Source organism: Psychrobacter raelei (genome assembly GCF_022631235.3).
Classification (GTDB): domain Bacteria; phylum Pseudomonadota; class Gammaproteobacteria; order Pseudomonadales; family Moraxellaceae; genus Psychrobacter; species Psychrobacter raelei.
The window spans coordinates 510,822-537,428 of sequence record NZ_CP093310.2 but is presented as its reverse complement, the minus strand read 5'-3'; the positions used below and the strand labels follow the sequence as shown (position 1 = coordinate 537,428).

Genomic DNA, 26,607 nt, shown 5'->3' with positions numbered 1-26,607 from the left:
ATGGCTTCGCTTAGCGCTGCCTTATTGTGGATCTGCGGTGGTGCTATGCAGCAATGATGCCATATTAGCGGCTTTTGGTTTCACCAAGAAGACTTTGCGCACATAATGCTCAAAGTCAGCCAAAATCTGACGGCCCCAAGCACTGCCTGTCTTCTCCACATGGGTTTCAATAATCTGTTTTAGATAAATGCGGTGCTCTTCGGTCTGCTCGCTTGAGATACGATGCAAGTCAATAAGCTCATGATTACAACGATCAAAGAAGCTGTTATCTAAATCGAGTACAAAGGCAAAACCACCGGTCATACCTGCCCCGAAGTTAAGCCCGGTTTTACCCAGTACCGTGACCACACCACCTGTCATATATTCACAGCAGTGATCACCCACGCCCTCGATAACGGCGTGTGCGCCTGAGTTACGTACCGCAAAGCGCTCACCCGCTGTCCCTGAAGCATATAGCTTACCACCGGTGGCACCATACAAACAGGTGTTACCGATAATGGCGGTTTCTTGTGAGGCAAACGTTGAGCCTTTGGGCGGATAAATAACAATCTCACCGCCTGCCATGCCTTTGCCCACATAGTCATTGGCATCGCCTTCAAGCTCAATATTAAGCCCACCTGCGTTCCACACGCCCAAGCTTTGACCCGCGGTACCCGCCAAGTGCAGCTTGATGGGGCTATCTGACATGCCTAAATTACCCCACACCTGAGCAATTTCACCTGAGATACGTGCCCCAATTGAGCGGTCACAGTTGCCCACTTGATAGCTGTAAGTACCGCCATGACCTTGGCGAATGGCCAAAATCATATCATCGACCATTTTTTCAGCCAGTAAGCCTTTATCAAAGGGCTCATTGCGCTCAACTTGGCAAGTATGTGGCTTGCCCTCTGCGGCAGGATGAGTGCGCAGTAGTGGCGATAAATCTAGGTTACGCTGCTGATCGGTAGTGCCCTCTAACAGCTCTAATAAATCTGTACGGCCTACCAACTCCTCCATAGTACGTACGCCTAAGAAGGCCAGCCATTCACGGGTCTCGGTGGCGACAAACTTAAAGAAGTTAATCAGCATTTCAGCTTCACCGATGAAGTGCTCATCACGCAGACGTGCTTGCTGAGTGGCAACCCCTGTCGGACAGTTGTTTAGATGGCAGATACGTAGGTATTTACAGCCCACCGCAATCATAGGCGTGGTACCAAAGCCGAAGCTTTCTGCCCCCAAAATAGCCGCTTTGACCACATCAAGACCTGTCTTTAAGCCCCCATCGGTTTGCATCCGTACTTTGTCACGCAGACCATTAACACGCAAAGACTGATGCGCTTCGGCCAAGCCAAGCTCCCACGGTGAGCCGGCATGGTGAATAGAGGACAAAGGTGATGCTGCTGTACCGCCGTCATATCCTGAGACGGTAATCAAGTCTGCATACGCTTTTGCCACACCAGTGGCGATGGTGCCTACGCCTGGGCGCGATACCAATTTGACCGACACTAAGGCTTCTGGGTTGACTTGCTTTAAGTCAAAAATAAGCTGTGCCAAATCTTCAATAGAGTAAATATCATGATGTGGTGGGGGTGAAATCAAAGTCACACCCGGCACTGAATAGCGTAGACGAGCGATTAACGAGTTGACCTTACCCCCTGGCAACTGCCCGCCTTCGCCAGGTTTTGCACCCTGAGCCACTTTAATCTGCATCACTTGTGCTGAGCGCAGATAAGCTGGGGTTACCCCAAAGCGACCTGACGCAATCTGTTTGATTTTTGAGTTACGCATGGTGCCATAACGCACAGGGTCTTCACCGCCCTCACCGGAGTTGGAACGGCCGCCGATGGTATTCATCGCCATCGCAATTGCTTCGTGCGCTTCAGGGGATAATGCCCCTAATGACATACCCGCTGAATCAAAGCGTGGCAAGATTGCCTCGATACCCTCAACTTCATCCACGCTAATGGGGTTGTCTGATTTAAGGGCTAACAAATCGCGCAAGGTGGCCACAGGGCGCATATTCACCAAGTTGGCGTATTCACGGTAATTCTCATAATCGCCAGTGCGTACCGCTTTGTGTAAGGTGTTAATCACATCTGGGTTAAATGCGTGATACTCTTTATTAAACACAAACTTGAGCATACCACCTTGGTCTAGTGGGGTGCGGCGACTAAAGGCATTTTTGGCCAATAACGCTTGGTCTTTGGTCAAGTCTTCAAAAGTGGCGCCTTTAATACGGCTTTGCACCCCTTTAAAGCACATCTCAACGATCTCTTCTGATAAGCCAACGGCTTCAAATAATTGCGCGCCGCGATAAGAGACAATGGTTGAGATACCCATTTTAGATAAGATTTTAAGCAGCCCTTTATCCAAGCCTTTGCGGAAATTGGCACGTGCTTGCAGCGGATCGCCCAACAATTCACCTGACGCCACTAAATCTGAGATGACATCGTAGGCCAAGTACGGATACACACACGTGGCACCAAAGCCGATCAAGACTGCCACTTGATGTGAGTCACGCGCCACGCCAGTTTCTACAATTAAGTTGGCATCGGTACGCAGACCTTTTTCGATTAGGTAATGATGCACAGCACCAGTGACCAAAATAGCGTTGGCGGGCAATTTACCTTTCTCAATGCCTTTGTCTGATAAGATAATTAAGGTCTTTTTGGCTAAAACCGCCTGCTCAACTTGTTCACAAATTTGCTTAATTGCCACCTTTAAGCTTAACGACTCATCATAGTTGATGTCGATACGCTGACTTAAAAAGGCGGGGTCCTCCAAGGCTTCAATTTGCTGCATTTTGCTCGGTGACAGCACGGGTGAGGCTAGAATAATACGGTGCGCATCACGAGGGGTTGGGTTAAAGATGTTGGTCTCTGCACCCAAACAGGTTTGCAATGACATCACGATAGACTCACGCAAGGGGTCAATCGGGGGATTGGTGACCTGAGCGAACTGCTGACGGAAGAAGTCGGCTACGTTACGTACTTGCTTAGACAGCACCGCAACAGGGGTATCGTCTCCCATTGAACCCACCGGCTCTTGGCCATTTTCGGCATTGGGACGGATAATCTCAGTGCGCTCTTCATTGGTAATGTTGAACATTTTTTGTAGCGCTTTTAGCGGCTCACCGAGTACACCCTGTTCAAGCAGCTTCTCTTCTATCTGCTCATTATCACGGATGCGGGTGGCTTCTTCACGCAGCCATTTGCGATAAGGGTGCGCTTTTTTTAGGCGATTGCTGATAACTTGATCGTCTAATACTTCACCATTTAAGGTATCGATAACCAGCATTTGGCCAGGCCCAACACGGCCTTTGGCAATCACGTCATTAGGATCATAATCCCAAACCCCAATCTCTGAGGCAACCGTAATGTAGCCATTTTTGGTGGTGACCCAGCGTGACGGGCGCAAACCATTGCGGTCAAGCATACACACCGCATAGCGACCATCTTGGATCACCAGACCTGCCGGTCCATCCCAAGGCTCCATATGCTGCGAGTAGAACTCATAAAAGGCACGCAAGTCCATGTCCATGCTGTCCACGTTCTGCCAAGCGGGTGGCACCAAAATAGACATCGCATGGAATAAGGTCATACCCCCTGAAATAAGCACCTCAAGCATGTTATCAAGGCTTGAAGAGTCAGAGCCGGTACGGTTCACTAACGGGTGTAGCTGAGTAATCTCTGGTAGCTTTGGCGTTTCAAGTTTTGGCGTACGTGCCACAGACCAGTTACGGTTGGCAGTAATGGTATTTAGCTCACCGTTGTGTGCCAAATAACGAAACGGCTGAGCCAATGGCCAACGCGGTAAGGTATTGGTTGAGAAGCGCTGATGGAACACCACAATATGCGAGTGCAGGCGGCTGTCTTGCAAGTCACTATAAAAGGCAGGCAAGTCAGAGGGCATAACAAGGCCCTTATAAATGACTGTCTGGCAATTTAATGAGGTCACATAAAACAGCTCATCATCGGTCAGTGCAAGCTCAGCTTTTTTGCGGGCGACATACAGCTTGCGGTTAAAATCCTCAACGCTTAAATCACTAGGAGCATTCACAAAAATCTGTTTAAACTGCGGCAAAGATTCACGGCCGATCTCACCCACAATGGACAAATCCACAGGCACATCACGCCAGCCGGCAACCGTTAAGCCTTGGGCTGCCACCTCTTTGTCCAATACTTGTTGACTGTGTGCAGCAAGCTTTTCATCTAGATTTAAAAACACCATACCGACAGCGAAGTTTTCATCGAGCTCAAGGCCAAGCTCTGAGGCCACGGTCTGGAAGAAGTCAACTGGCTTGGCCAATAATAAGCCACACCCATCGCCTGTTTTACCATCAGCGGCTACACCACCACGGTGGGTCATACAGCTTAAGCTATGAATGGCAGTTTTTACTAAATGGTGACTGGGTTTGCCTTCGATGTGAGCAACTAGGCCAAAGCCGCAGTTATCGGTGAAATCGTCAGGAGAAGCAAGATAGGTGGGGGTGTCTATAGCGGGGGGTTGTGTATGGTTCTGAGTGTGGTCTAAGGTTGCAGGATTGGCTATAAAATTCTGGGTCATGGCGTGTCCTTTATTTATGTGATGCCAGTTACGCACCACTAAATGAATATTCGAGATAGACACAACTGTCAGGATGGATAGCACAGCTGTGTTAGGAAATGGGCCAAAAAATAGAGAGTAGCAATAATTAACTCACTGTTTATCTATATCTTAATGACTATAACGCTTTGTGGATTCTTATTTAACCAATAATATATTGGCAAAACAGTCACTCCAAACCTAGATGAATACGATGAGATTAGGATAATAGGCAGCACTTCATCACACCCATAAGGCAGTTATCGACCATCGCAAAAACGTTAAAAATAATGGTCTATACCGAGCCTAGCAATCGCTTTATATAGATAAAAATAGTAATACTCACTATCATTAAAATAAATACCTACGATAACCTAGCTAAACGTCGTATAACCCATATTAGAGAAACATAACTATAAAATCCAGTGAAATTTATGGATTGAATTATATTTTTCTTCACATTTTATTTGTAGCCAAACCTTTATTAAGTAATAACTTTTTATTATAAGCACCATTAGAAAAACTTTGGTTAGCTGTCTTATTGTGTGCCTGTACTGTCTAATCAATTAGACAAGTCACAACCTTATCGCCTTATCAATAAAGCTTAGCCACGCACTATAACGCTGTTTTTAGCTGCCCTGTTATGCGCCAAGATTATGGGGGGATTTAATAACTTCTTTGTTAACTGCCTAAGCTTTATTGATAAAAACCAGATAAAAACCAGACAAAAAAAAGGTACTCTATGATTTCAAGAGTACCTTAGATAATGGCTATGTCATCGCCAAAAAACTATTCAGTTTTTTCATCGATGAGCTGCTTAATACTGTCATTACCAGATTTTTGAGTGTTTTTACTGGCCTCGGCAGGCTTAGTAGGTTCTGGCTTTGGTTTTTCTGCTTTTGGTTTTTCAGCCTCTTCTTTGGGTTTGGCATTGTTTTTTGGTGGAGTCGGCTCAACGCTTGGCTGAATATTACCCTCTGATGGGCTGACGACTTTGCGCTCTTCTTGTACCGATAGCGTGTCGTTGGTATTATTCGAGGTTTTAATGTCACTGCTTGGGCGAGCACTGCTGTTATTAGTGCCGCTGCTGTCGCTGCTTTGACTTTGTGCTTGGCTGCTATTATTGCTCGATTGTGGCTCACTAACGATGCGGCGACGTGGCGCAATTTCGCTGCGAGTAGCTTGTAGCTTAACCTGACGGGCACGGTTGCGAGATAGGTCTTTAATAGGCGCCGACAGCTCATAGTTTTCAATGACCGTTAAGTACCCAGAGATCTCTTCGGGGATTACTTGGACGTTAGCCGGTAAATCAAAATCAACGCTACTGGCCGCATTAACAGCCAGTTGTTCAGTTGGCATCACATCATAGGTAAGCAGATAACGCGGCTGATTGTTTGAATCACGATAGCGGAAATAGGCGAATTTTTGACGGTCTTTGCGTGAATTAAGGTAGTCGGTGATAATCTCGTGCTCAGACACATCCATCACCTGAACGGTCCATTTACCCTTAAATTTCTTTAAATACTTGGCATCTTTAAACTCAGGCGGATAATCACGTAAATCTCGCACTAAAGCATCAAATGAGATAGGTTTGACATCGGCATTCAATTCATTAAGCTTATCGATACGAGTTACTTGATCAATTTTTGAGGCGATTGCTTCAGGAGGCACCTCGGTTTCGGCCTTTTTTTCATCATCAAAAACAGGCGCGGCACTGAACATCCATAAAGCTAGGGCGGCTGCACTGACTAATAAAGCCGTAATCAACCACACGCTAGCCACAAGCCGCTTTTTGGTTTTTTGAGGCATATTAGAAGGTGAGCTTTTTGTGATTGCCATAGAGCAAATCCAGTCAATAAAGAGATATTGAAATAGTTAATTAAACTTAAATCATATGAATCAAACGCACACTATTATACTGTGTGAGTCCTTGTGCTGTCATTAACTGCTGTTTAATTAGGTACGCAGCTTGCAAGCACCTCTTCAAGCAGCTTAGGCTCAAAGTCAGCAGTAACGACGGCATCACCCACTGATTTTAACAAAATCAGCCTAACTTGTCCTGACTTAACTTTTTTATCGTGCTGCATTAAGTCAAGGGCAATTTGGGTATCTATGCTAGGCGGCTGTGTGGGCAGCTTGGCCGATATCAACACCGCACAGATACGCTGCAGCTGCGCCTCACTTATCCAGCCCATCTTATGCGACAGCTGAGCGGCCTGCACCATTCCGGCAGCCACTGCCTCGCCGTGCAGCCACTGACCATAGCCCTCATGGGTCTCAATCACATGACCGAAGGTATGACCAAAGTTTAGCAGCGCCCGCTTACCCGCTTCGCGCTCATCTTGTGCCACGATATCGGCCTTGTACTGACAACAGCGCGCCACCGCTTCTGCCAATGCCACTTTATCAAGCCCCATTAAAGCGGCCATATTGTCCTCTAACCAATCTAAAAACGTCTCGTCCATAATCAGCGCGTATTTGATCACCTCAGCCATACCCGCTGACAACTCACGCTGGGGCAAGGTGGTCAAGGTGTGCATATCAGCCAGCACCATTTGTGGCTGCCAAAAGGCGCCAATCATGTTCTTACCCTTTGGATGATTAATACCTGTTTTACCGCCCACACTAGAATCCACTTGAGACAATAAGGTGGTTGGGATTTGGATAAAATTCACCCCGCGCATAAAGCTTGCCGCAGCAAAGCCGGTCATATCGCCAATCACCCCACCGCCTAGGGCCACCAAGGTCACGTCACGGCTGCAGTGGTTGTCCATCAAGGCGTCATAAATGGTATCAATATACTGCTGAGTCTTGTATTGCTCACCGTCTGGTAGCACCACACTCATTACCTCAAAGTCCTCTTCTAGCCCCGCAGCCAAGTCTGCTAGATACAGCTTTTCAACTGTGGTGTTGGTGACTATCATCACTTGTTTGCCCTTGATATAAGGCGCAATTTCTTTGGCCATATCACACTGACTGGTGATAATGATGGGATAATCATGGCTTTGGGTGTGGACGACTAAATTTGCTTTCATAAGACTCTCAACATCCATTTTAGGCTTAATATCAATACGCTGGGCAATCAATACGCTTACTAACTAAAAGACAGACTCGCTTATCGCTTTTCCGCTAAGGGTTTATAGACTTAGGATTTCATGTGCTCAGGATAATGCTGCTTTAACGCTTCTATGATTTTTTTGAGCATATAGCGTGGGTAGCCATCGCCGGTCTCCACCACGATATCTGCCACTTCGCGGTATAACGGGTCACGCACATCGAACAAAGACTGCAGCACCGCTCGAGGATTGGGGGTATTTAATAAAGGACGCGACTTATCTTTGGCGGTTCTTTTAAGCTGTACATCCACATTGGCCCGCAAATAAATGGTAATGCCTTGTTTGGTTAGATTGTCTCTATTTTGTGGCTGCATCACTACCCCGCCACCTGTCGCCAATACCACATTGGGCAAAGCTGTCAGCTCAGCAATAGCACGTGCTTCACGCTCTCGAAACCCCGTCTCACCCTCTTTTTCGAAGATCCACGGAATATCGGCGCCTGTCTGCTCACAAATATAGTGATCACTGTCTATAAAATCTCGGCCCAAATGTTTTGCCAACAGCTTACCAACCGTAGTTTTCCCCGCTCCCATAGGGCCTACAATAAATAATGACGGCAATGTCGATTGCATTATTATCTCTCACATAAATTCACGGATTATACAGGCATTTATAGGTTTAGTCCCAGTTAGCTGTATCCGTTTTAAAAAGTATTATTGCTGTTAATAATAGCAACTCGCCCAAGCCTTGACCACACTTTAAAGCTGCACCGCTACGCTTTGCCCACACAGTCAAAAGCCTTACTGCTTTAACACAGCCAGTTTCATTCAGTTCCTTTATGTTTATGGCGGCCGGTCGATACTAAATCGATACTACATTGATATTAGGGCAGCTGCATCAGCTTAGGGGTGACAAAGATAAGCAGCTCTTGTTGGTCATTACGGCGCAAGTCTTGTTTAAATAAGCGGCCTATATAAGGCAAGTCACCAAAAAAAGGCACCTTTTGGGTATTATTAAAAATCTGATTGCGATAAATACCGCCCAGTACCAGAGTTTGGCCATCACCGACAGTCACTCTGGTGCTTAATCGGTCTGTATCTATCAATATCACCCCATTGCCGACAGGATTGGGCCGGCCATTTTCGATATTTAATTGCAATGATATTTTGTCTTCTGGCGTGATACTAGGCGTGACCTGTAGGCTCAATAAGGCCTCCTCAAACTGAGTGGTGGTACCACCGCCTTCTGACTCACTTTGATAAGGGATTTTGGTTCCAGAAGATACAGTGGCCGTTTGTTTGTCCAAAGTCAGTATCTTAGGGGTAGAGATAACTTCGCCACGGCCTTCAGCTTGCATCGCCGATAATTCCAAATCAATCATCAAATCTGACATGCTAAGTAGACCAAATGCAATACGTCCGGCCGGATTGCTAATCCCTAAGTCGACATTAAGATTGTCTGGGCGAGTAATAGCGTATCCCGCTCGACTTTTATTACGGCCTTTATAAGCAGTATTTGGAGCACTAAAGCTTTTTAAATCAGCCAAAGTTTGATCACTTGCGCCCACTAACAGATCATCATTGTGCGCCACTCCTTTTGATAACAACCCCCATTTAACCCCCATCTCTTTGCTAAAGTTGTCGGTGGCACTAACCATTCTGACCTCAATCATTACCTGACGCACTGGGATATCTATCTGCTTAATCAAAGCGTGAATATTGGACAGGCTATCAGCGGTATCTTTGATAATTAAAGTATTGGTACGCGCATCTACTGCAATCACCCCTCGGCTCGATAGCAAGCGGCTACTGACAGGCAAGTTCAAGCGTGTTACTACAGCGGGTAAAGCTGATGGTGCATTGGCGACAGCCGTTGAAGCCGGTAGATGTTGCATGGCCACAGGGGTAGGTGTAGGGCTGCCACTGGCTTTAATAATCAAGGCTTGTAGGTCTGCTGCCTTGGCATAATTAAGCCGAATATACTCACTGCGCAGTGGCATCAGTGCTTGAGACTGCTGCTCAATGGCTAACTGCTGGGCCCGCTGTTTGGCCATCTGTGCCAGTGGCGCAACCAAAATTACATTACCTTGGATTTGTTTGCCCAGCTGCTGACTGGTAAGGATAATATCTAACGCCTGATCCCAAGGCACATTGACCAAATTGAGCATTAAGCTGCCTGTTACTTGATCAGTGGCGACAATATTGGTATCGGTAAATTGAGATAACAGATGCAGCACGCTGCGCACCTCAACCTGTTGAAAGTCCACCGAAATGGGTTTGCCGCTATATATTTTTGGGGTGACAGTATTTTGTTGAATTGCTCTGACCGGCTGAATCTGGATTTTAATGAGATTATCTAATTGATAGCTTTGATACTCAAAATCTTTGGATACCGTGAAGATAAGCCAAGTGTCTTTACCGCGCTGCTCCGCCTCAATACGTTGTAATAACCCAGTGAGCTTCTGGCCAAGTACAGGCATTGACCCGTGTGCTGATGAGGCTGTCACCCCTTTTAAGCGCACTAGTAATTTATTGCCTTGGCGCTTAATCTCAATCTGGGTGTCCGGATTATCTAATGCAATCTGCAGCATCTCTTGATTTTCAGACAGGCGCTGATAGTCAATCTGATAAGGCGCGGCAAAAGAGTTGAACGCTTTAGCAGTGACAGTATCTGGCTGCTCTTGCACATTGATGAGTGCAGAAGTTGCCGCTGGTGCTTGGCTGCTAAGACTGACAGTCACCGCCAGTGTGAGCGCTTGCACTGCCCTAAATTTGAGCCGTAGCTGATAAACCTCAGGCCTAAAAAACATCATGTGCTGTTCCTAATAAAGGGCATAATAAAAAGTGACGCTCAAAGCAAGATTGTGCTTTTGTATCTAGCTAAAAGGGGGCGATTAGACTGACACTGCGCTTGGTTTTACCGGTCTCTGGGATAAGCACTGTTTCTACCAAGTTAAGATGAGTGGGCGTAATCTCTACCACTCGGCCCTGATGCAGTCCCAGATAATCACCTATTTTTATAGCAGTAATCACCCCATCTGGCCGCTGCACCAGACCTTGTGTAGTGGCAGCTCCCCACCCCATCATCCCGCGATAGGTCAGCTGAGATAGCCCATAATATTCCATCGCTTGGCGTATGCGGCCGCTGCCCTCTCCTGACCACACAGCTGGCGGGATAACTGCATTGGCCAGGTTATCTGCTTTATTTACGTCAAGGTTAGCTGCCGGCTTGCCAGCCTGTACTACCGTCACATCTGGCACAGCGCTGTGTTGAACTAATATGGACTTAAATCCAAAAGGATCACGGTTAGATGCTGTCTGATAGACAGTGGAGGGCAAAGAATTTGTCTGGCTTTTATCGGTATGCGACCTATTTGTACGAGTTGTCTTAGGATTATCTGAGTCTGACAGGCTATTTAAGGCTAAATTGCCAAGCTTAGCTTGAGTCTCAGCACTCAAAACATAGGCGTTAGCTTGTAGCCTCAAAGACAATTGCGGCTGTAAGGTGCTACCGGTCTTTAATCGTGTTAACTCAAAATCATGTGCCACTATCAGCTTAGGTAGCAACGCTAAATCCGCCAAAAAACCTCCTAACTGCTGATATTCGGCCACGGCTAAGAGGGTCATAGGCTGCTCAATAAACAGCTTTTCGGCAGTGGCTGCTGTCCTAACCTGTGGGGAGACATCCTTGTTAGAGCTGGGATTGGCAGCATCTACTGTGTCTGCTGGCATCAGCTGATCCGAGCGGTTATCAGAGTCTTTGTGAGCCACCGACTGCGTAGGCAAGGCTAAGTTTTTGAACACGATATGATTGCTGCGACCCGCTTCAGTGATTTGTTGTAGTAGCGTTGAGGGCGCTGCGCCACTTGCCATCTGACGCTCAGCAAATGATGGCTCTACAGCCTCACCTGTTAAACTCTGTGGTTGTGAATTATCGGAGCTATCAAGCAGACCAAGGCGCTGTATCTGCTCAATAAAGCCTTGCTGTAATGCTTGGATCTGGGCATCATTGTCAGGTAACTGTTTAAGTTTAAGCTGCTTTTCATTGGCGGCGGCCAATAAAACCTGGTGTTGATTTTGCGCCGCCTCAATACGAGCCAACTGCTGACGAATCGGTAGCATATAGCTGATCACAGCTATACTCAGTGTGATAAGCAGAATAATAAAAACTTTAACGAACCTCGGCCAGCTACCATAGTTTTGGGTATCTAGGCTTTGCATTTGATAAATAAGTGGCCAAATTCGCCCTTTAACCTGCCCTGTTTTTTTGACGCGAGCAGCTAGGCTCATAATGCTTCCTTACTTAGTAGACGGACGGTGCTGGCTGCTAATCACAAAATCCATGTTCGCAGCGGGCAATATCTTGATGGTCTCATCTTCTTTAATGGCATCTGCGCCGGCCACCTGAATATGCTGCACTTGTACCTGATGCAGCCAAGTGCTGCGCTCTAAAGCCGCCATCAGATCAGTAACTTGCTGGGCTGTGCTGGCTTTTCCAGTAACGCTCAATAAATTGCCTTGTCTTTTGATACCAGTCAGATATAAGCCTTCAGGTACTGCTTTTGCTATGTCACGCCAGAGCACAGATAATGCCAAGCGCTGACTTTGTCGTTGATTGAGCAGCTCTATCTGAGCGCGTATGGTGTGTTGGTGTTGCTGTAACACCTCACTGCTGGCAATCTGTGCCTCTAACTGAGCATTGCTGAGCACCAGTTGACTATTAAGATGCTGCTGCTTGGCATGTGCTTGATAAAAATGTCCCCACACCAAAATACAGCAGACCACCGCTGCTAAAATGCTTATGACCACCATCTGTCTAAAGCGCTTGTTATGGTGAGCACGCCGCTTGGCACGCCATGGCAATAAATTAATATGGCTCACAGATATGCCTGATTTTGCATCTGACAACGCAGTGCCAGACCACAAGCACTCATTAGTCTAGGCGCCTCGGCATATAACTCATCCCTATCGACTTGATCAGACACTTTCATTTGTCCAAATGGATTGGCCACACTGACCTCACAGCTTAGCTGGTCTTTTAGCATCGCCTCGATATCAGGCAAAAGTGCACTACCGCCGCACAGCATAATATGCTCAGTGACGACTGCCGGTGCTAAAGCAGCATAAGCGTCAAAAGCTTGGGTGATATGCTCCGCTAAATCAGCGACAAACTGCGTATAAACCTTGGTCAAATCTGCATGCTTGTGAGACCGCTTGTGCCGACCACTGCCCTGCTGCTGATGGCAAGTGATGTATGCCGCTAAATCGTGCTTTATTATCACAGCCTGCGACAAGTCTATACCCTGCTGACTGGCAATGGCCTGAGTCAATTGAGCGCCGCCAAACAGCTGCTGGGACTGATAGACCAATTGTCCTGATTGGTGACTATAAAAAGTGGTGCGGCTCTCGCCAATATCAATAAGCGCCACGGTCTGTGGCGTATTAGCTGGCGCAAATGAGTGATTAGGCGCCAAGTTGTTAGGCGTGAAGTTGTTTGGCTTATGAACAGATAAATTATCCCAAGCCAATTGAAAAGCGCATATCTGGGCGTGTGACTCCAAATCAACGACCTTGGGCTGTAACTGTGCAAAGGTAAGGCTATCCGCTTGCTGCTCAACGTGCTCTAAGCGCGCAGCAACCAAAAGTACCTGCTGCATACTGTCATCAGTATCAGCCGGACCTTGAATCTGAAAATCTAGGCAGACTTGTGATAAAGGATAGGGAATGTGCTGATCGGCATCGATATGAATTTGCGCTTCTATCTCATCTTCTGTCAGCTCCGCAGGCATTTCAATTATTTTGGTCAGTGCCAAGCTAGTAGGCAAAGCTATGGCAGCTTGTTTGGATTGACTGCCTATGCGCTGCACCAGATGCGCAATATGGTCACCCATCTGTTCACAGTCTACGATTTGATTGTCTATGACCTCACCTGGTGGTAATGTCTTAATGGCATAGCCTAACAGCTGAGTGTGACCTTTATGATGGCAAATTTCGACCAAAGTTACCGCCGTATTGCTGATTGCCACACCCAGCCAAGCCTGAGGCTTTGCCATAAAAAACCCTAATCGCAAACTGCCTCTCCTTATCGCGCATAGCCTTCTTGGGCTATTAACCCTAATTATTTAAAAGGACTTTGTCAATTTATTTTTAATTTAAATTAACTAAATATTTTAGATTTTTATCAAAATTAGGGCACAAAACCAGCTATCAAAAAGGCATACCCTCTCCTATGCTTATTGCGCTGTATGTTAACAACGTGCCGACAATGGCTACTTTCAATTTAGGCTACACTATTGGGCAAAAATACGCCTCAGCTTTGACCCCTTAATCTCAGTACTGCCATTTAAAGGGCGTGGTATTTATAGCCAAAATACGTCTACAGCCGCTGGTAGAAGCGAGCCGGACTCTGTGTTTTAATGTTAGGTCTATAAGATATCGCTCATTTACTTTATAATTTGCTTTATAATTGTAGCCATAAGCGTAGTCATAAGCTTGCAATTTGCGCCTACTGCCCATTTGATAAACCGATAAATAATCAGTTATATCAATAGGTAAGCTTAATTTTGCGGGGTCTTCTATGTCTAATATTTCAGTTTTTAATTAATAGAGTCACTATGCCTCAATCGTCTGCTAACTCTCGTCTTATCCATTATATTGTGTCCATTTTGTTGGCCATCGTAGCGCTGGCCCTCATTTTGGTTCTGGCATTCCCTATTGGATTTTATGGGATGGCCATGTACATCACGCCTAACTTGCCCAGCATCTCTGAGATGAAAAGCACCAATCTTGAGATGCCTTTGCAGATTTATAGTAAAGATGACAAGTTAATCGGCCAATACGGCAATCGTATGTCATTACCGGTGACCTATGATGACATTCCAAAGAATTTTATTAATGCCTTTTTGGCAGCAGAAGACTCTTCATTCTATGAGCACAGCGGGATTAGTATTAAGGGTTTGGGCCGTGCCATTACTGAAATTATTACAGAAGACGGCGGTCAGACAGGTGGCTCTACCATTACCATGCAGGTAGCTAAGAACTACTTTTTAAGCCCCGAGCGTACTTTTAGCCGTAAGCTAACTGAGTTGTATCTGGCGCGTAGTATCGAAGATCAGCTGAGCAAAGAAGAGATTTTAACCTTATACGTTAATAAGATTTATATGGGTGAAGGCGCCTACGGTATTCGTGCGGCGGCCAAAAAATATTACAGTAAATCGCTCGATAAGCTAACCATCGCTGAGATGGCAACCTTAGCCGGTCTACCTAAAGCACCGTCACAAAACAACCCTGTGTCAAATCCTGAAGAAGCACTTGAGCGACGTAACTGGATTTTGGGCCGCATGTTAGAGCTTGGTTATATCACCCAAGCTCAGCATGACACAGCCGTCAAAGAACCCATCGGCGTGCATTTGTACAAAGAGCAGCTGGATGTGAACATGCCCTATTTGGCAGAGATGACCCGCCGCACCTTGGTAGATCGTTATGGCGAGGATGTGGTCAATGCCGGCTGGCGTGTTAAGCTTACTGTCGATAGTGAAGACCAAAAAGCGGCAGATACCGCCATTAAAAAAGGTCTGATTGGCTATGATCGTCGTCACGGCTGGCGCGGTGTGGAAGCACATGGTGAGCCTTTATCCAAATTCACCACGTATTCTAATATGGTACCGGCCAAGGTAGTAGAGGTCAGCGGCCGCAGCTTTAAGGCTGAGTTAGCAGATGGCGAAGTGGTCACCGTACCTTGGTCAGGCATGAGCTGGGCCAAAGAATACTTAGATGCCAACCGCATCAGACGCTACCCTAACAGTGCCTCAGATCTTGTCAAAAAAGACGATATCGTGCGTTTAATTGCCAACGAAAATAAAACCGCTTGGCGCTTAACTCAAATACCCAAAGTTCAAGGTAGCTTGGTTGCGCTCGACCCTGAGACTGGTGCGGTTGAAGCCTTGGTTGGTGGCTTTGATTTCCGTTATAGTAAATTTAACCGAGCCACTCAAGGTTGGCGTCAGCCCGGCTCAACCATCAAGCCATTAAACTATGCGGCGGCCTTAGAAAAAGGCTATCGTCCCGACAGTATGATTTCAGATGGTCCGCTGCGTATTGGTGATTGGCAGCCCAAAAACTCCGATAACCGCTTTTATGGGGATATGACCATTCGCCGTGGCCTTATTTTGTCACGTAACCTAGTGTCTATTCGCCTATTACAAGCCGTTGGCACCTCAGATGCACGTCAATTATTAGATCAATTTGGTTTGGATAAAGACAAGCTGCCCACCACCTTATCGCTTGCTTTAGGGGCAGGTCAAGCAACGCCTCTACAGATGGCCACTGCGTATTCCGCCTTTGCCAACGGCGGTCACCGCATTCAGCCGTACTTTATTGATCAAATTTATGATTATGACAATAAGCTGTTGTACTTGGCCAACCCACAACGTGCTTGCGCATTATGCTTTAACAATGATCTACAAAAACTCAATGCTAAGCTAAAACAAGACTATGAGAAGCAGGCCGAAGCCGATGCCAAATTACACCAATTGGCGTTAAAAGCGCTAGCAGAAGATCCTAAGCTATTACAAGTCGCGGATAGTACTCAGTCTGAAACTGTAGACTCAGCGGATGACGGCGCAGAGGATGAGGCAGATAACGCCAAGGCCAAACCAAAAAATAGCAAAGCGTCATTACAAGCAGCCATTGATGCCATCCGCTATGATGCTGGCCCACAATCTGATCGCTTGAAGCCTGTGCCGATTACCTATCAAGTGGCTGACCAAGCCCCACGTATCTTAAAGCCAAATGTGGCTTATGAGATGGCGGGCATGCTGCGTGACGTTATTCAAAGAGGAACGGGCACTCGAGCCAAAGCCTTAGGCCGTACAGATGTCGGTGGTAAAACAGGGACGACCAATGAGATGAAGGATGCTTGGTTTGCCGGCTTCCACCCCACTCAAGTCTCTATTGTATGGGTGGGCTTCGATCAACCCTCAACGCTAGGTCGAGGCGAATATGGTGGTGTGGCTGCCCTACCTATTTGGGTAGATTATATGCGCACTGCGTTAAAATCTGTGCCTTATCAGTGGGTTAGTGTCAATAATAAAGCCAAATCAGAAACCGCAAAACAAGAGGTGATTAATTTATCCGATGATAATGACAACACCACGGCCGGTGCTACTGGCAGCGGCAGCGATACTCGCATCACCAATCAAAAGGTCACAGACGGTGTTGTCAGACCACCAAGAGCCTCTTTGATTGAAAGGCAGCCGCCTAAACCGGTTGAACCCCCTAAGCCAGTCAATAGCAACAATAACAGCAACAGTAATAGCAGTACCAATGCCGATACCAGCAGTACCAGAGCAGCGCCAAAACCTGCTCCCAAACCCGCTGAGAAGCCCAAAGCTGAACCTAAGCCTACAGAGAACAAAGCCGCACCGGCCAATGACTAACTCTGTAGCTTAGCCACTTAAATGGCCACAGGTGTTACCAATATTGACCTAAAACCACTGACTAAAAAAATCAGTTAGTCAGCATCAAGAGCGCTATGAAAATAGCGCTTTTATTGTTATAAACTGTCCTCAATTATAGAGTACTGGGTATGACTCACCCTTTTTTATCAGGTCACATGTTTTAAAGCATGTGGCCATGACACTGCTTAATGGTATATAAATTAAGCTTATCACGTCATTGCACAGCGCATTGACTTAATCACGCACTAGGTTTACGACTTAGACGGCAGGAGAAAATTATGACCACATCAGCCACATTGACAGAAACCAACAACATCGTTGTCACTGCTTTATATAAATTTACCCGCTTTAATGACTATGAAAACTACCGTGAGCCTCTGCGCCAACTCATGCTAGATAAAGGCGTGCGTGGCACCTTATTATTGGCCTCTGAAGGCATTAACGGCACTATCTCTGGCGACCGCGCTGGTATTGATGCCGTGCTTGCTTATATTCAAGACATTCCTGCTATCGGCGCTTTAGAGTATAAAGAGTCATTCACTGATACACAGCCATTTTTTCGCACCAAAGTAAAACTCAAAAAAGAAATTGTTACCATGGGTGTAGAAGGCATTGACCCGCTACAATCGGTTGGGCGCTACGTAAAACCTAGCGAATGGAATGACTTAATCAGCGACCCAGATGTATTATTAATCGACACTCGTAATGATTATGAAGTCCAAATCGGTACGTTCAAAAATGCAGTAAATCCAAAAACTGAAACCTTCCGTGAGTTCCCAGAATACGTAAAAAATGAGCTTGACCCAAACAAACATAAAAAAGTAGCGATGTTTTGTACCGGTGGTATTCGCTGCGAAAAGTCTACTGCTTATTTGCGTGAGCAAGGCTTTGATGAGGTATACCATTTAGAAGGTGGTATCTTAAAGTATTTAGAAGAGGTACCGGCTGAGGAGTCGATGTGGGAAGGCGATTGCTTCGTGTTTGATAATCGCGTGGCAGTCAATCACAGCCTACAAAAAAGCGAATACGATCAGTGCTATGCCTGCCGCATGCCCATCACCGAAGCAGACAAGCAGCATCCTGCCTATGTCAAAGGGGAGTCTTGTCCGCACTGCATCGATAAAGCGACTGAAGAACAGCGTGCCCGCTTTCGTGAGCGTCAACGTCAGATCCAATTGGCCAAGCAGCGCGGCGAAGTCCATATTGGTGCAGACGTTAATGACGTGATTGAAGCACGCAAACAACAAAAGCTGCAAGCCCGACTTGAGCAGCAAGAAGACGAGCTTAAATAAGCGGTGCTACCCCTTGTTGTTATCTAACAGCGCTATCATTTGACATAAAAAATCCCAGTCAATTGACTGGGATTTTTTATGGCTGTGGCTAAAGGCTACTCCTCTACCCACTCGCCTTTACGCCAGTAAACGCCCCAACGCGTGGCCTTGCCTGTTTTTAAGCTCTCAGAGCCAATGTACTGCTCTTTTTGCTTACGTGACCAGCGCAAAATGGTAGGGTTGCCCTCCGGATCTTGATCTGGACCATCAAACAAATACTGGAACTTATCATCCATCTTGTCCTTAATGGTGCGCAGCTCAGACAGCTTAGGGGGACGCGTCTCGCGCACTTTAGGGAACTTAGAGGCCGCTAAGAATAGACCGGCAGCCCCCTCTCGTAAGATAAAGTGATCCTCATGCTTGGTCGACTTAAGCTCTGGCATATCAATAGGATCCATGCGCGGCGGTGCAGGCTCACCATTTTTGAGCACTTTGCGGGTATTATCACACTTATTACAAGCAAAATAAGGACCAAAGCGGCCGGTCTTAAGCTCCATCTGACCATCACATTTATTACAGTCAATGGTCGGCGCATCAGAGCCTGGCACCTCGAACATACCTTCTTCTAATAAATAGCCATCACAGTCTGGGTTGTTACCACAGATATGCAGCTTGAGGCCACCATCCACAATATAGCCATCCATCGCTGTGCTACACTTAGGACAACGTTTTTTCTCCATCAACTCTTTGACTTCAGCGCTTTCATCGATTTCGCTGTCATCTAAGTTGGCAAAGGCTTCTACCGGCATTAGGTTTTTGGTACCCTTACAGCGCTCTTTGGGTGGCAAGTTGTAGCCAGTACAGCCTAAGAATACACCGGTTGAGCCATTACGCAGCTGCATTGGTCGGCCACATAAATCGCAATGCACGTCGGGTACATCGGTGGGGTCATTCGGGCGCATACCGTCTTTATCTTTGGCATGCTCAAGCTTAGTCTTAAAGTCCCCATAAAAGTCATCTAACACCGCTTTCCAATCTTGATCGCCTTGTGCCACATGATCAAGCTCATCTTCAAGCCCCGCAGTAAAGGTATAATCCATCAGCTCAGGGAAGCTTTCGGTTAGACGGTCGGTGACAATATCACCCATCTTCTCAGCATACAGACGCTTGTTTTCTAAGCGAACATACCCTCTGTCTTGAATGGTTGAGATGATAGAGGCATAAGTTGATGGACGGCCGATGCCTTTTTTCTCAAGCTCTTTAACTAAGCTTGCTTCCGTATAACGCGCTGGCGGCTTAGTGAAGTGCTGACTGGGATCTAGTTTTATTAAATTAAGCTCATCGCCTTGTTTGACATCAGGCAATAAGGTGTCATCGGTTTTGGCAGGTGGCATAACCTTGGTAAAGCCGTCAAAGGTCATGGTGCGACCGCGGGCTTTTAGCTCAACATCGCCCGCCTCTACCAATAGATTAACCGACTTATATTTTGCCGGTAGCATCTGACAGGCCACAAACTGACGCCAAATCAGCTCATATAAGCGAATGGCATCACGATCCACCCCTTTGAGCTGGGTAGATTTTAAATTGGCATTGGTCGGACGAATGGCTTCGTGAGCCTCTTGTGCGTTTTGTTTGCTGCCATAAAAATTAGGCTTTTCTGGCAAGTATTTAGAGCCGTAATTCTCTTCAATAAAGCCGCGCACACTGGCCAAGGCATCATTGGATAAGAAGGTTGAATCGGTACGCATATAAGTAATGTGACCAGCTTCGTACAAGCGCTGAGCTAGCATCATGGTCTTTTTGACAGGAAAGCCCAAACGTGTGCTGGCCGCTTGCTGTAAAGTAGAGGTAATAAAAGGCGCACTCGGCTTAGATTGAGTGGGCTTCTCTTCACGCTCTTTGACCACGAAGGTGGCCGGTTTTAATACGGCCAGTACGGCATCAGTCTGCGCTTTGTTGCCAAGCTTGAGTACTTTGCCTGCCTGTTTGACGGCCTCTAAGCGAATGGGAGTATCTGCAGCCACATTGGCATTATCGCTACCTTTCATGGTGGTATCGGCGTGAATTTGCCAATACTCTTCTGGAATAAAGGCACGGATTTCACGTTCACGCTCGACCACAAGCCGAGTGGCTACTGACTGTACTCGCCCAGCCGATAAGCCACGGGCAATTTTTTGCCACAGTAGCGGCGAGACCATAAACCCAACCACTCTGTCTAAGAAGCGGCGTGCTTGCTGCGCATTCACCCGGTCAATATCAAGCTTACCGGGCTCTTTAAATGCATTTTGAATGGCCGATTTGGTAATCTCGTTAAACACCACACGCTGATACTTGCTGTCATCTCCGCCGATAACCTCACGCAAATGCCAAGCAATCGCTTCCCCTTCTCTATCCAAATCCGTTGCCAGATAAATCTTATCGGCATCTTTGGCCAAGGCTTTAAGCTCTTTAATCACTTTGGTTTTATTAGGCAGCACTTCATACACAGCTTTCCAGCCGTGCTCAGGGTCAATACCCATTCTACGTACCAAAGCCTGCTGCGCTTTGTCTTCTTTGCTTAGCTTTTCATCCGTCTTGGTCGCTTTTTTCTTAACGCCACTGCTGGTGGGCAAGTCACGCACATGACCAATACTTGAGCGTACAATAAAGTCATCACCCAAATATTTGTTGATGGTTTTTGCTTTGGCAGGAGACTCCACAATGACCAGTGATTTGCCTTTTGCACTGGCCGCGGGGGTCGAGGTTGTTTTTTTAGCTGTGGTTTTAGCCATTGATATCAAAGTCCTAATTAAACTTTCTTATAAATTATATTTTTTATAGTCTGGTGAGCTCAGCCAAAGATCTGCTTTAAATGTCTGGCTTTGGCCTAAATCTGCATTGACGTTACACTGCTAACAGTTGCGCTGTCAACAAGGTTTTTCAAGAGCAAGCAGTAACTAAAGTGTCAATTGACTGGATTTATGAGCTTATATCAGCCTTTATTAGCCAGCTTTTGCGCCCATTGATACATGGCGGCTTTGAGCGCTAATAAATCTGGCTCAATGTGCTGCGGATCATAATTGGGATTGGTATTGGGCTTCACATAACCGCTGTCCTCCCAAAATACCACCAAGCTATTGGCCTTGGTATAAACGGCTTTTACAAGCGGGGTGATGCTGGCTGGCAAATTGAGCGGTTCATGGTCTAAGCGATAAGTCACATCCTGCGTACCAGCGTTACCCTGCGCGCCATCATTAACCTCTATTTGTGTACCACTGGTACTGTCCGGACGCAGCTCACCGTCTATGACTTGATAACGGGTTTCAGGGAATTTCATGTCATCTAGAATTAAGGCATACTGCCCCATCATCCCCTTGCCATACTCATTATTGCGGCCCCGAATCCAATCAGGGCAGGCAACGAGTTTGGGGTTTAGTTCCAAGCGGCGCGCCGTCATCCGCAGCTTATCCAAGCGCACATCGACGCCACTAGGCTTTAAGGCCATAATGCTGCCTAATACAAATAATCCAATAGCAATCGCTACCCAAGTTCCCATATTTTTTCCGTAAGTTGTAAGAAGTAACAAATAGCGCGCTAGTTTATTAGGTTTTTGCTTTTATTCATACCACGTTGAGTTATCCTTGGTTTTTTTTGACGATTTTCCGGCCTTGTGCATACCTGTGTTGCTTTTTGCTTGGGGCAGTTTTTCCAGACTAGCGGGAATCTCACTGCCTGCCAATACCTCTTCGTACTTAGTAGCCACTTTGGGCATCAGCGCATCCATCACCGGCTGCCACTGTGCTTGAATGTCTCGGTAGCGTTTTTGAGTATGATCAAAAATGGCCAATCCTTGCTCAGCCAACTGTGGATATAAGCTTCTTTCACTAATCCAGGCTAAGGGCGGCTGGCCTATATTTTCAAAAAATCTCTGCAATGTTAAATTGGTGCTACTTTGTGACCGCACTCGGTTGGCTAGCAGATGAATATCGACCTTACCTTTACGGATACGCTTGATATCTTGAATGGATTTTAAAAACTGCTTGGTACTGTCAGCATCGAAGATAGACGGTAACACTGGAATCAAAATAGCACGGGCTTCACTGATTAGCGACTCTGCGCGATCGCCACTTAAAGAGCCTGGCGCATCGATAATCAGCCAGTCTTTTTTACCTAAGGTTTTGGCCACTTTTTTGGGCAAGTCACCAATATCTTCTTCATCGCACCAATCTACTGCATAAATTTTTGCGGCGGTATCGGGTCGCTGCTTTAGCCAACGTAGGCTTGATCTTTGGGGGTCGGCATCAGCTAAGGCGACGGTCTGACCTTGATTGGCCAATGCCGCAGCTAGCGTAATGGCGACAGAGGTTTTACCACAGCCACCTTTTTGATTTGCTATTAATACAGTTTTCATAATCGTTGCTCATTTTATTTTTTATCTGTCGTTTTAATCTGCTGTTCTCAGCGCTTTTGTTAAAGTCATACTGTTTTACTGTCCTATCCCTATTTATATCTGTTTTTTATAAGGGTGTCGACTTGTTATCTCTTAATTTCGCGCCCGTGCCCTGTCGCCTTATTATGTCATGACCTAATAGCGGCTTAAGTCATTGATAATACCTTATTTCTATCGCTTATCTTGCTAGCACAACTTTAGAGTATAACTTGATAGCGTGTTAAGATTTTTTGCCACTTACACAATTCTACCGGTATTCGCTCAAAGCTCAAGTAAATATCAACAACGCTTTTATGGCATCAGCAGCAATACACCGCAATACATGAGCTGTGTTGACAGCTTGGTTTATCACCGGTCGCCGTAAAACTACCCACTTCAGGGGGTGGATATAAGGCGACACACACTGTCGTGATCAGTATTTAAAGTATTGCAAGTTAAAATTAACCTCGCCATACTAACCCTATGAAAACACTCAAGCTACGCATCAAAGACAAACACGTAAACCAGCTAAACAAAATAGCTGGTAGTGTTAACTATGCGTGGAACTATGTTAATGACGTAAGTTACAAACACCTACAAAAGACTGGTAAATTCTTTTCAGCCTACGACCTTAATGAATACACCAAAGGTAGTGGTGAGTATTTAGGCTTGCACTCGCAAACGTTGCAAGCCATTAACGAAACTCACGCCAAATCTCGTAAGCAATTTAAAAAAGCCAAACTAAATTGGCGAACCAATCGTCCCGATGCCAAGCGAAAAAGTTTAGGCTGGATTCCTTTTAAAAAATCTGCCATCAAGTATCTACATACCAGACAAACGGGGAAGAAAACACTTAAATCAACCATACAGCTATCGCTCTGTAAAGGTCAAAAGGTAATCATAGACGTATTTGATAGCTATAATCTAAGTCTATATCAAATCAACACGCTTGAGATAGTGCAAGACAGCCGTAATCGTTGGTATGCCTGTATTACCGTCAAAGATTTTCCTAGACAAGTAAGTGGCAAAGGCAGCGTTGGTATTGACTTAGGCTTAAAGGAATCTGCTACCACATCAAACGGTGATAAGCTGACAACTAAACAAACGCAAAAGTGGGCGAATAAATTAGCAGTAGCCCAGCGTGCTAATAATAAAAAACGTGTCAAAGCAATCCACGCCAAAATCAAAAACACAAGATTAGACTTAACTCATAAATTCACCACCAAGCTTGTGCAGGGCAATGCTTTGATAGTGGTTGGTGATGTTAAATCACGCTCATTTACCAATTCGATGATCAAACTGGCTAAATCGACATACGATGCAGGTTGGTTTGAACTCAAAAGACAACTGGAATACAAATGCAAGCATGCAGGTTGTCAGTTTGAGATGGTAAATGAGAGTTACACTACCCAGACCTGCTCGTGCTGCCTTAAAATAAGTGACAGTAGCTTAAGCGGTAGAGCAGGTCTTGGAATAAGAGGATGGAGGTGTGCTGAGTGTGGCACATGGCATGATAGAGATATCAATGCTGCTAAAAACATCCTTGCGGTCGGGCTTGACCGTCTTGTAGAAGGAATCCCCTCACTTTAGGGAGGGGAGGAAGTCAACATCATCTTTATAATAACAGAAGCACAATAGCCGATAAGTGAATAACGTGGCACTATAAGTAATGGCTTTTTTTAAGGAGCAATAAGATGACTTTTTTGCAAACCACGTTACTGACCACCGTATTCGGTACGGCTATGGTTGTGCTGTCTGGTTGCGCGACTACCCAAGCACTATCGCCGCAGCAGTGTCAGGCAGGCAACTGGCAAGATATTGGCTATGCTGACGGGCTGGCTGGTCGCTCGGGCGCCTATTTCGGTAGGCATATTGAAAACTGTAGTCCGGTGGCCAATAGTGCACCAAACCGCGAGTTGTGGGAGCAAGGTCGTCAGCAAGGCTTAAAGCAGTTTTGTACCGAGCTTAATGCTTATAAGCTTGGCCGTGAGGGTTATGCTTGGCAGCCTGTTTGTCCGCTTGAGAACATAGAAAAACTAGAAGAGGCTTATAATCAGGGTCGCTACTATTATCTGCGTCAACGGGATATGGAGTACTTGAGTGCGCCTTATCCTTGGGGCTACGGGCGTTATGGCTACGCTTCACCTTATAGCTGGCGCAGTCCTTTTTGGCGTCCAGGCTGGTGATACGTCAACGCACTGTTGATGCGTACTCTGGGCAACTCCCACCAAGCCAAACGGTGATGGTGGGTAGTCTTTGCGGCCCATAGTACCGCCAATTTAGGCGCTATCTACAAAACGTATTTTTTGCGTCAAAGCAGCTGCTGATGGCTGCATGTTGCTGGCGTGACCCCGTGTCTTACCTCTACTCTAGGTTTAAATTCTTATCCATGCGATAAATCAAAAAGGTGCCCAAACACATTAAGATTGACATGGTGGCCCCAAGCTTAAACACAGGGTTTACCGGAAATAAGTTGAGCAATAAGCCGCCAAAAATACCCACACAAAACATTAATGAGCCTTGTAAGGCACTGGCCATACCGGCGCGGTGTTTTTGAAACGCCAAGGCAATTGCTGAGGCATTCGGCTGAGTTAACCCCAAACCGGCAATACAGAAGAAAATACAGATAAGTACCAATGGCAACCAAGCCTCTGCACCATAAATCACACCTAACAACAACAGTCCTATCGCAGCAACTGCCTGCATAACTGCCCCAAAACGCAGTAAGCTAATCAGACGAAACCTATTGGTTAAAAACTGGTTCACCTGAGTGAGTGCCACAAAACCTGCGGCATTCATACCAAATATTAAACTAAACTGGCTCTCCGTTAGCCCATAGCCATCCATTAATAGCTCGGGCGCTGCACTGATATAAACAAACATTGAGCCCATTAATAGACCGGCACCAATAGCCGGAAACCCAAAAGAGGGATCTTTTAGTAAGTCTAGATATTGACTTAAAATGGTATTCAAAGGTTTGTAATTTCGGTTTTCTTCAGTCAAGGTTTCTTTAAAAAAGAACTTGGTCAGCAGCAAGTTTAGTACCCCAAAACCTGCCAAGAACCAAAAAATCACATGCCAATCAAAAAAGCGTAAAAATGCGGCACCCAGTGAAGGCGCTAAAATTGGCGCCAGTCCCATCACCAATACCATAATAGAGAAGGCTTTGGCCATTTGTTTGGGCGGCAAGGTATCACGAATGGCGGCTCGGGTAACCACCGCCCCAACACACGCCCCTAAAGCTTGCAAGGTGCGCGCTGCAAACAGCACATATTGACTGTCGGTGGTGGCACAAATCAGCGAAGCAATGACATACAAGGTCATACCAAAATACAGCGGCTTGACTCGGCCAACGCGGTCACTTAACGGCCCATATATCAGCTGGCCGAAGACCAAGCCGGCAAAATATGCCGGTACTGAGTTTGAAATCTGAGCGGTACTGACCCCAAAATCCTCAGCCATTGTTGGCAGCGCAGGTAGGTACATGTCGATAGATAATGGGCCGATGGCCACGATAAGCCCCAGCATCATAATCCATGCTACAGGCAGTTTTGGCGTAGAATTTTGAGTATTTGACATAAATCTCACACAGAGCTAAAGGTTTAATATAGGTATTACCTATTTATTTTATTGTGATGTTATTAATACACTTGATATCACCAATATCAAAAAGCAACCTTATGATGATACCCAATTTAACACAGGTAGCCTACTCTTATCCTTTATATAGTCAACGAAATTTACGCATGCTTACCGAACTACAAAGTGATGTTCACCCCCGCTGTAAAATTAACCTTTAAAAACCAAAAAGCCCAGTAGGTTTTATCGCTTACTGGGCTCATGACTGGGCTT

Annotated in this window: 15 protein-coding genes and 1 pseudogene; 4 read left to right on the top strand and 12 right to left on the bottom strand. The window is 46.1% G+C overall.

Going from position 1 to position 26,607, the window contains the following annotated elements; all coding sequences use genetic code 11:
* Positions 1-21 precede the first annotated feature (21 nt).
* From gltB to pilM, 8 genes are all read right to left on the bottom strand, one after another.
* Positions 22-4,545: a glutamate synthase large subunit gene (gene gltB / locus MN210_RS02175; protein ID WP_338412479.1), complete on the bottom strand. Its 4,524-nt coding sequence runs from the start codon at positions 4,543-4,545 to the stop codon at positions 22-24.
* Between the two features lie 807 nt (positions 4,546-5,352).
* The gene (locus MN210_RS02170) at positions 5,353-6,402 is read right to left on the bottom strand and encodes a hypothetical protein (protein ID WP_338412478.1); all 1,050 of its coding nucleotides are present in this window, start codon (positions 6,400-6,402) and stop codon (positions 5,353-5,355) included.
* 113 nt (positions 6,403-6,515) lie between these two features.
* Positions 6,516-7,598 carry a 3-dehydroquinate synthase gene (gene aroB, locus MN210_RS02165; RefSeq protein WP_193564688.1) on the bottom strand — a complete coding sequence of 361 codons (1,083 nt, stop codon included), beginning with the start codon at positions 7,596-7,598 and terminating at the stop codon, positions 6,516-6,518.
* A 110-nt stretch (positions 7,599-7,708) separates the two neighbouring features.
* The gene (locus tag MN210_RS02160; RefSeq protein ID WP_011959688.1) at positions 7,709-8,251 is read right to left on the bottom strand and encodes a shikimate kinase; all 543 of its coding nucleotides are present in this window, start codon (positions 8,249-8,251) and stop codon (positions 7,709-7,711) included.
* Between the two features lie 251 nt (positions 8,252-8,502).
* Positions 8,503-10,431, bottom strand: a complete 1,929-nt coding sequence (locus MN210_RS02155) for a type IV pilus secretin PilQ (RefSeq protein WP_338412477.1) — start codon at positions 10,429-10,431, stop codon at positions 8,503-8,505.
* A gap of 67 nt (positions 10,432-10,498) precedes the next feature.
* Positions 10,499-11,908 (bottom strand): pilus assembly protein PilP, encoded by a 1,410-nt coding sequence (locus tag MN210_RS02150; RefSeq protein ID WP_338412476.1) that lies wholly within the window; start codon positions 11,906-11,908, stop codon positions 10,499-10,501.
* 9 nt (positions 11,909-11,917) lie between these two features.
* The gene (locus tag MN210_RS02145) at positions 11,918-12,499 is read right to left on the bottom strand and encodes a PilN domain-containing protein (protein WP_241879065.1); all 582 of its coding nucleotides are present in this window, start codon (positions 12,497-12,499) and stop codon (positions 11,918-11,920) included.
* Positions 12,496-13,671, bottom strand: a complete 1,176-nt coding sequence (pilM, locus tag MN210_RS02140) for a type IV pilus assembly protein PilM (protein WP_338412475.1) — start codon at positions 13,669-13,671, stop codon at positions 12,496-12,498. Before pilM ends, MN210_RS02145 begins: the two co-directional genes overlap by 4 nt.
* A 561-nt stretch (positions 13,672-14,232) precedes the next feature.
* Here pilM and MN210_RS02135 point away from each other — a divergent pair.
* Positions 14,233-17,055: a penicillin-binding protein 1A gene (locus MN210_RS02135; protein ID WP_338412474.1), complete on the top strand. Its 2,823-nt coding sequence runs from the start codon at positions 14,233-14,235 to the stop codon at positions 17,053-17,055.
* A gap of 299 nt (positions 17,056-17,354) precedes the next feature.
* The gene (gene trhO / locus MN210_RS02130; RefSeq protein WP_155586631.1) at positions 17,355-18,368 is read left to right on the top strand and encodes an oxygen-dependent tRNA uridine(34) hydroxylase TrhO; all 1,014 of its coding nucleotides are present in this window, start codon (positions 17,355-17,357) and stop codon (positions 18,366-18,368) included.
* Positions 18,369-18,463: 95 nt separating this feature from the next.
* Here trhO and topA read toward each other — a convergent pair whose 3' ends face one another.
* From topA to MN210_RS02115, 3 genes and pseudogenes are all read right to left on the bottom strand, one after another.
* On the bottom strand, positions 18,464-21,118 hold the full coding sequence (gene topA / locus MN210_RS02125; protein WP_110816081.1) for a type I DNA topoisomerase: 2,655 nt from the start codon (positions 21,116-21,118) through the stop codon (positions 18,464-18,466).
* Between the two features lie 200 nt (positions 21,119-21,318).
* Positions 21,319-21,882 carry a hypothetical protein gene (locus MN210_RS02120; protein ID WP_011959680.1) on the bottom strand — a complete coding sequence of 188 codons (564 nt, stop codon included), beginning with the start codon at positions 21,880-21,882 and terminating at the stop codon, positions 21,319-21,321.
* 213 nt (positions 21,883-22,095) lie between these two features.
* Positions 22,096-22,737: pseudogene (locus MN210_RS02115) on the bottom strand (ParA family protein); the annotation flags it as partial.
* Positions 22,738-23,238: 501 nt separating this feature from the next.
* On the opposite strand from MN210_RS02115, the gene MN210_RS02110 reads away from it, so the two are divergent.
* Positions 23,239-24,345, top strand: a complete 1,107-nt coding sequence (locus MN210_RS02110; protein WP_338412473.1) for an RNA-guided endonuclease InsQ/TnpB family protein — start codon at positions 23,239-23,241, stop codon at positions 24,343-24,345.
* 104 nt (positions 24,346-24,449) lie between these two features.
* A complete protein-coding gene (locus tag MN210_RS02105; RefSeq protein WP_241879059.1) occupies positions 24,450-24,941 on the top strand; it encodes a DUF2799 domain-containing protein in 492 nt (163 codons plus the stop codon).
* A 178-nt stretch (positions 24,942-25,119) separates the two neighbouring features.
* Here MN210_RS02105 and MN210_RS02100 read toward each other — a convergent pair whose 3' ends face one another.
* Entirely contained in the window at positions 25,120-26,334 is a 1,215-nt protein-coding gene (locus MN210_RS02100; RefSeq protein WP_110816079.1) for a multidrug effflux MFS transporter, read from the bottom strand.
* Positions 26,335-26,607 lie beyond the last annotated feature (273 nt).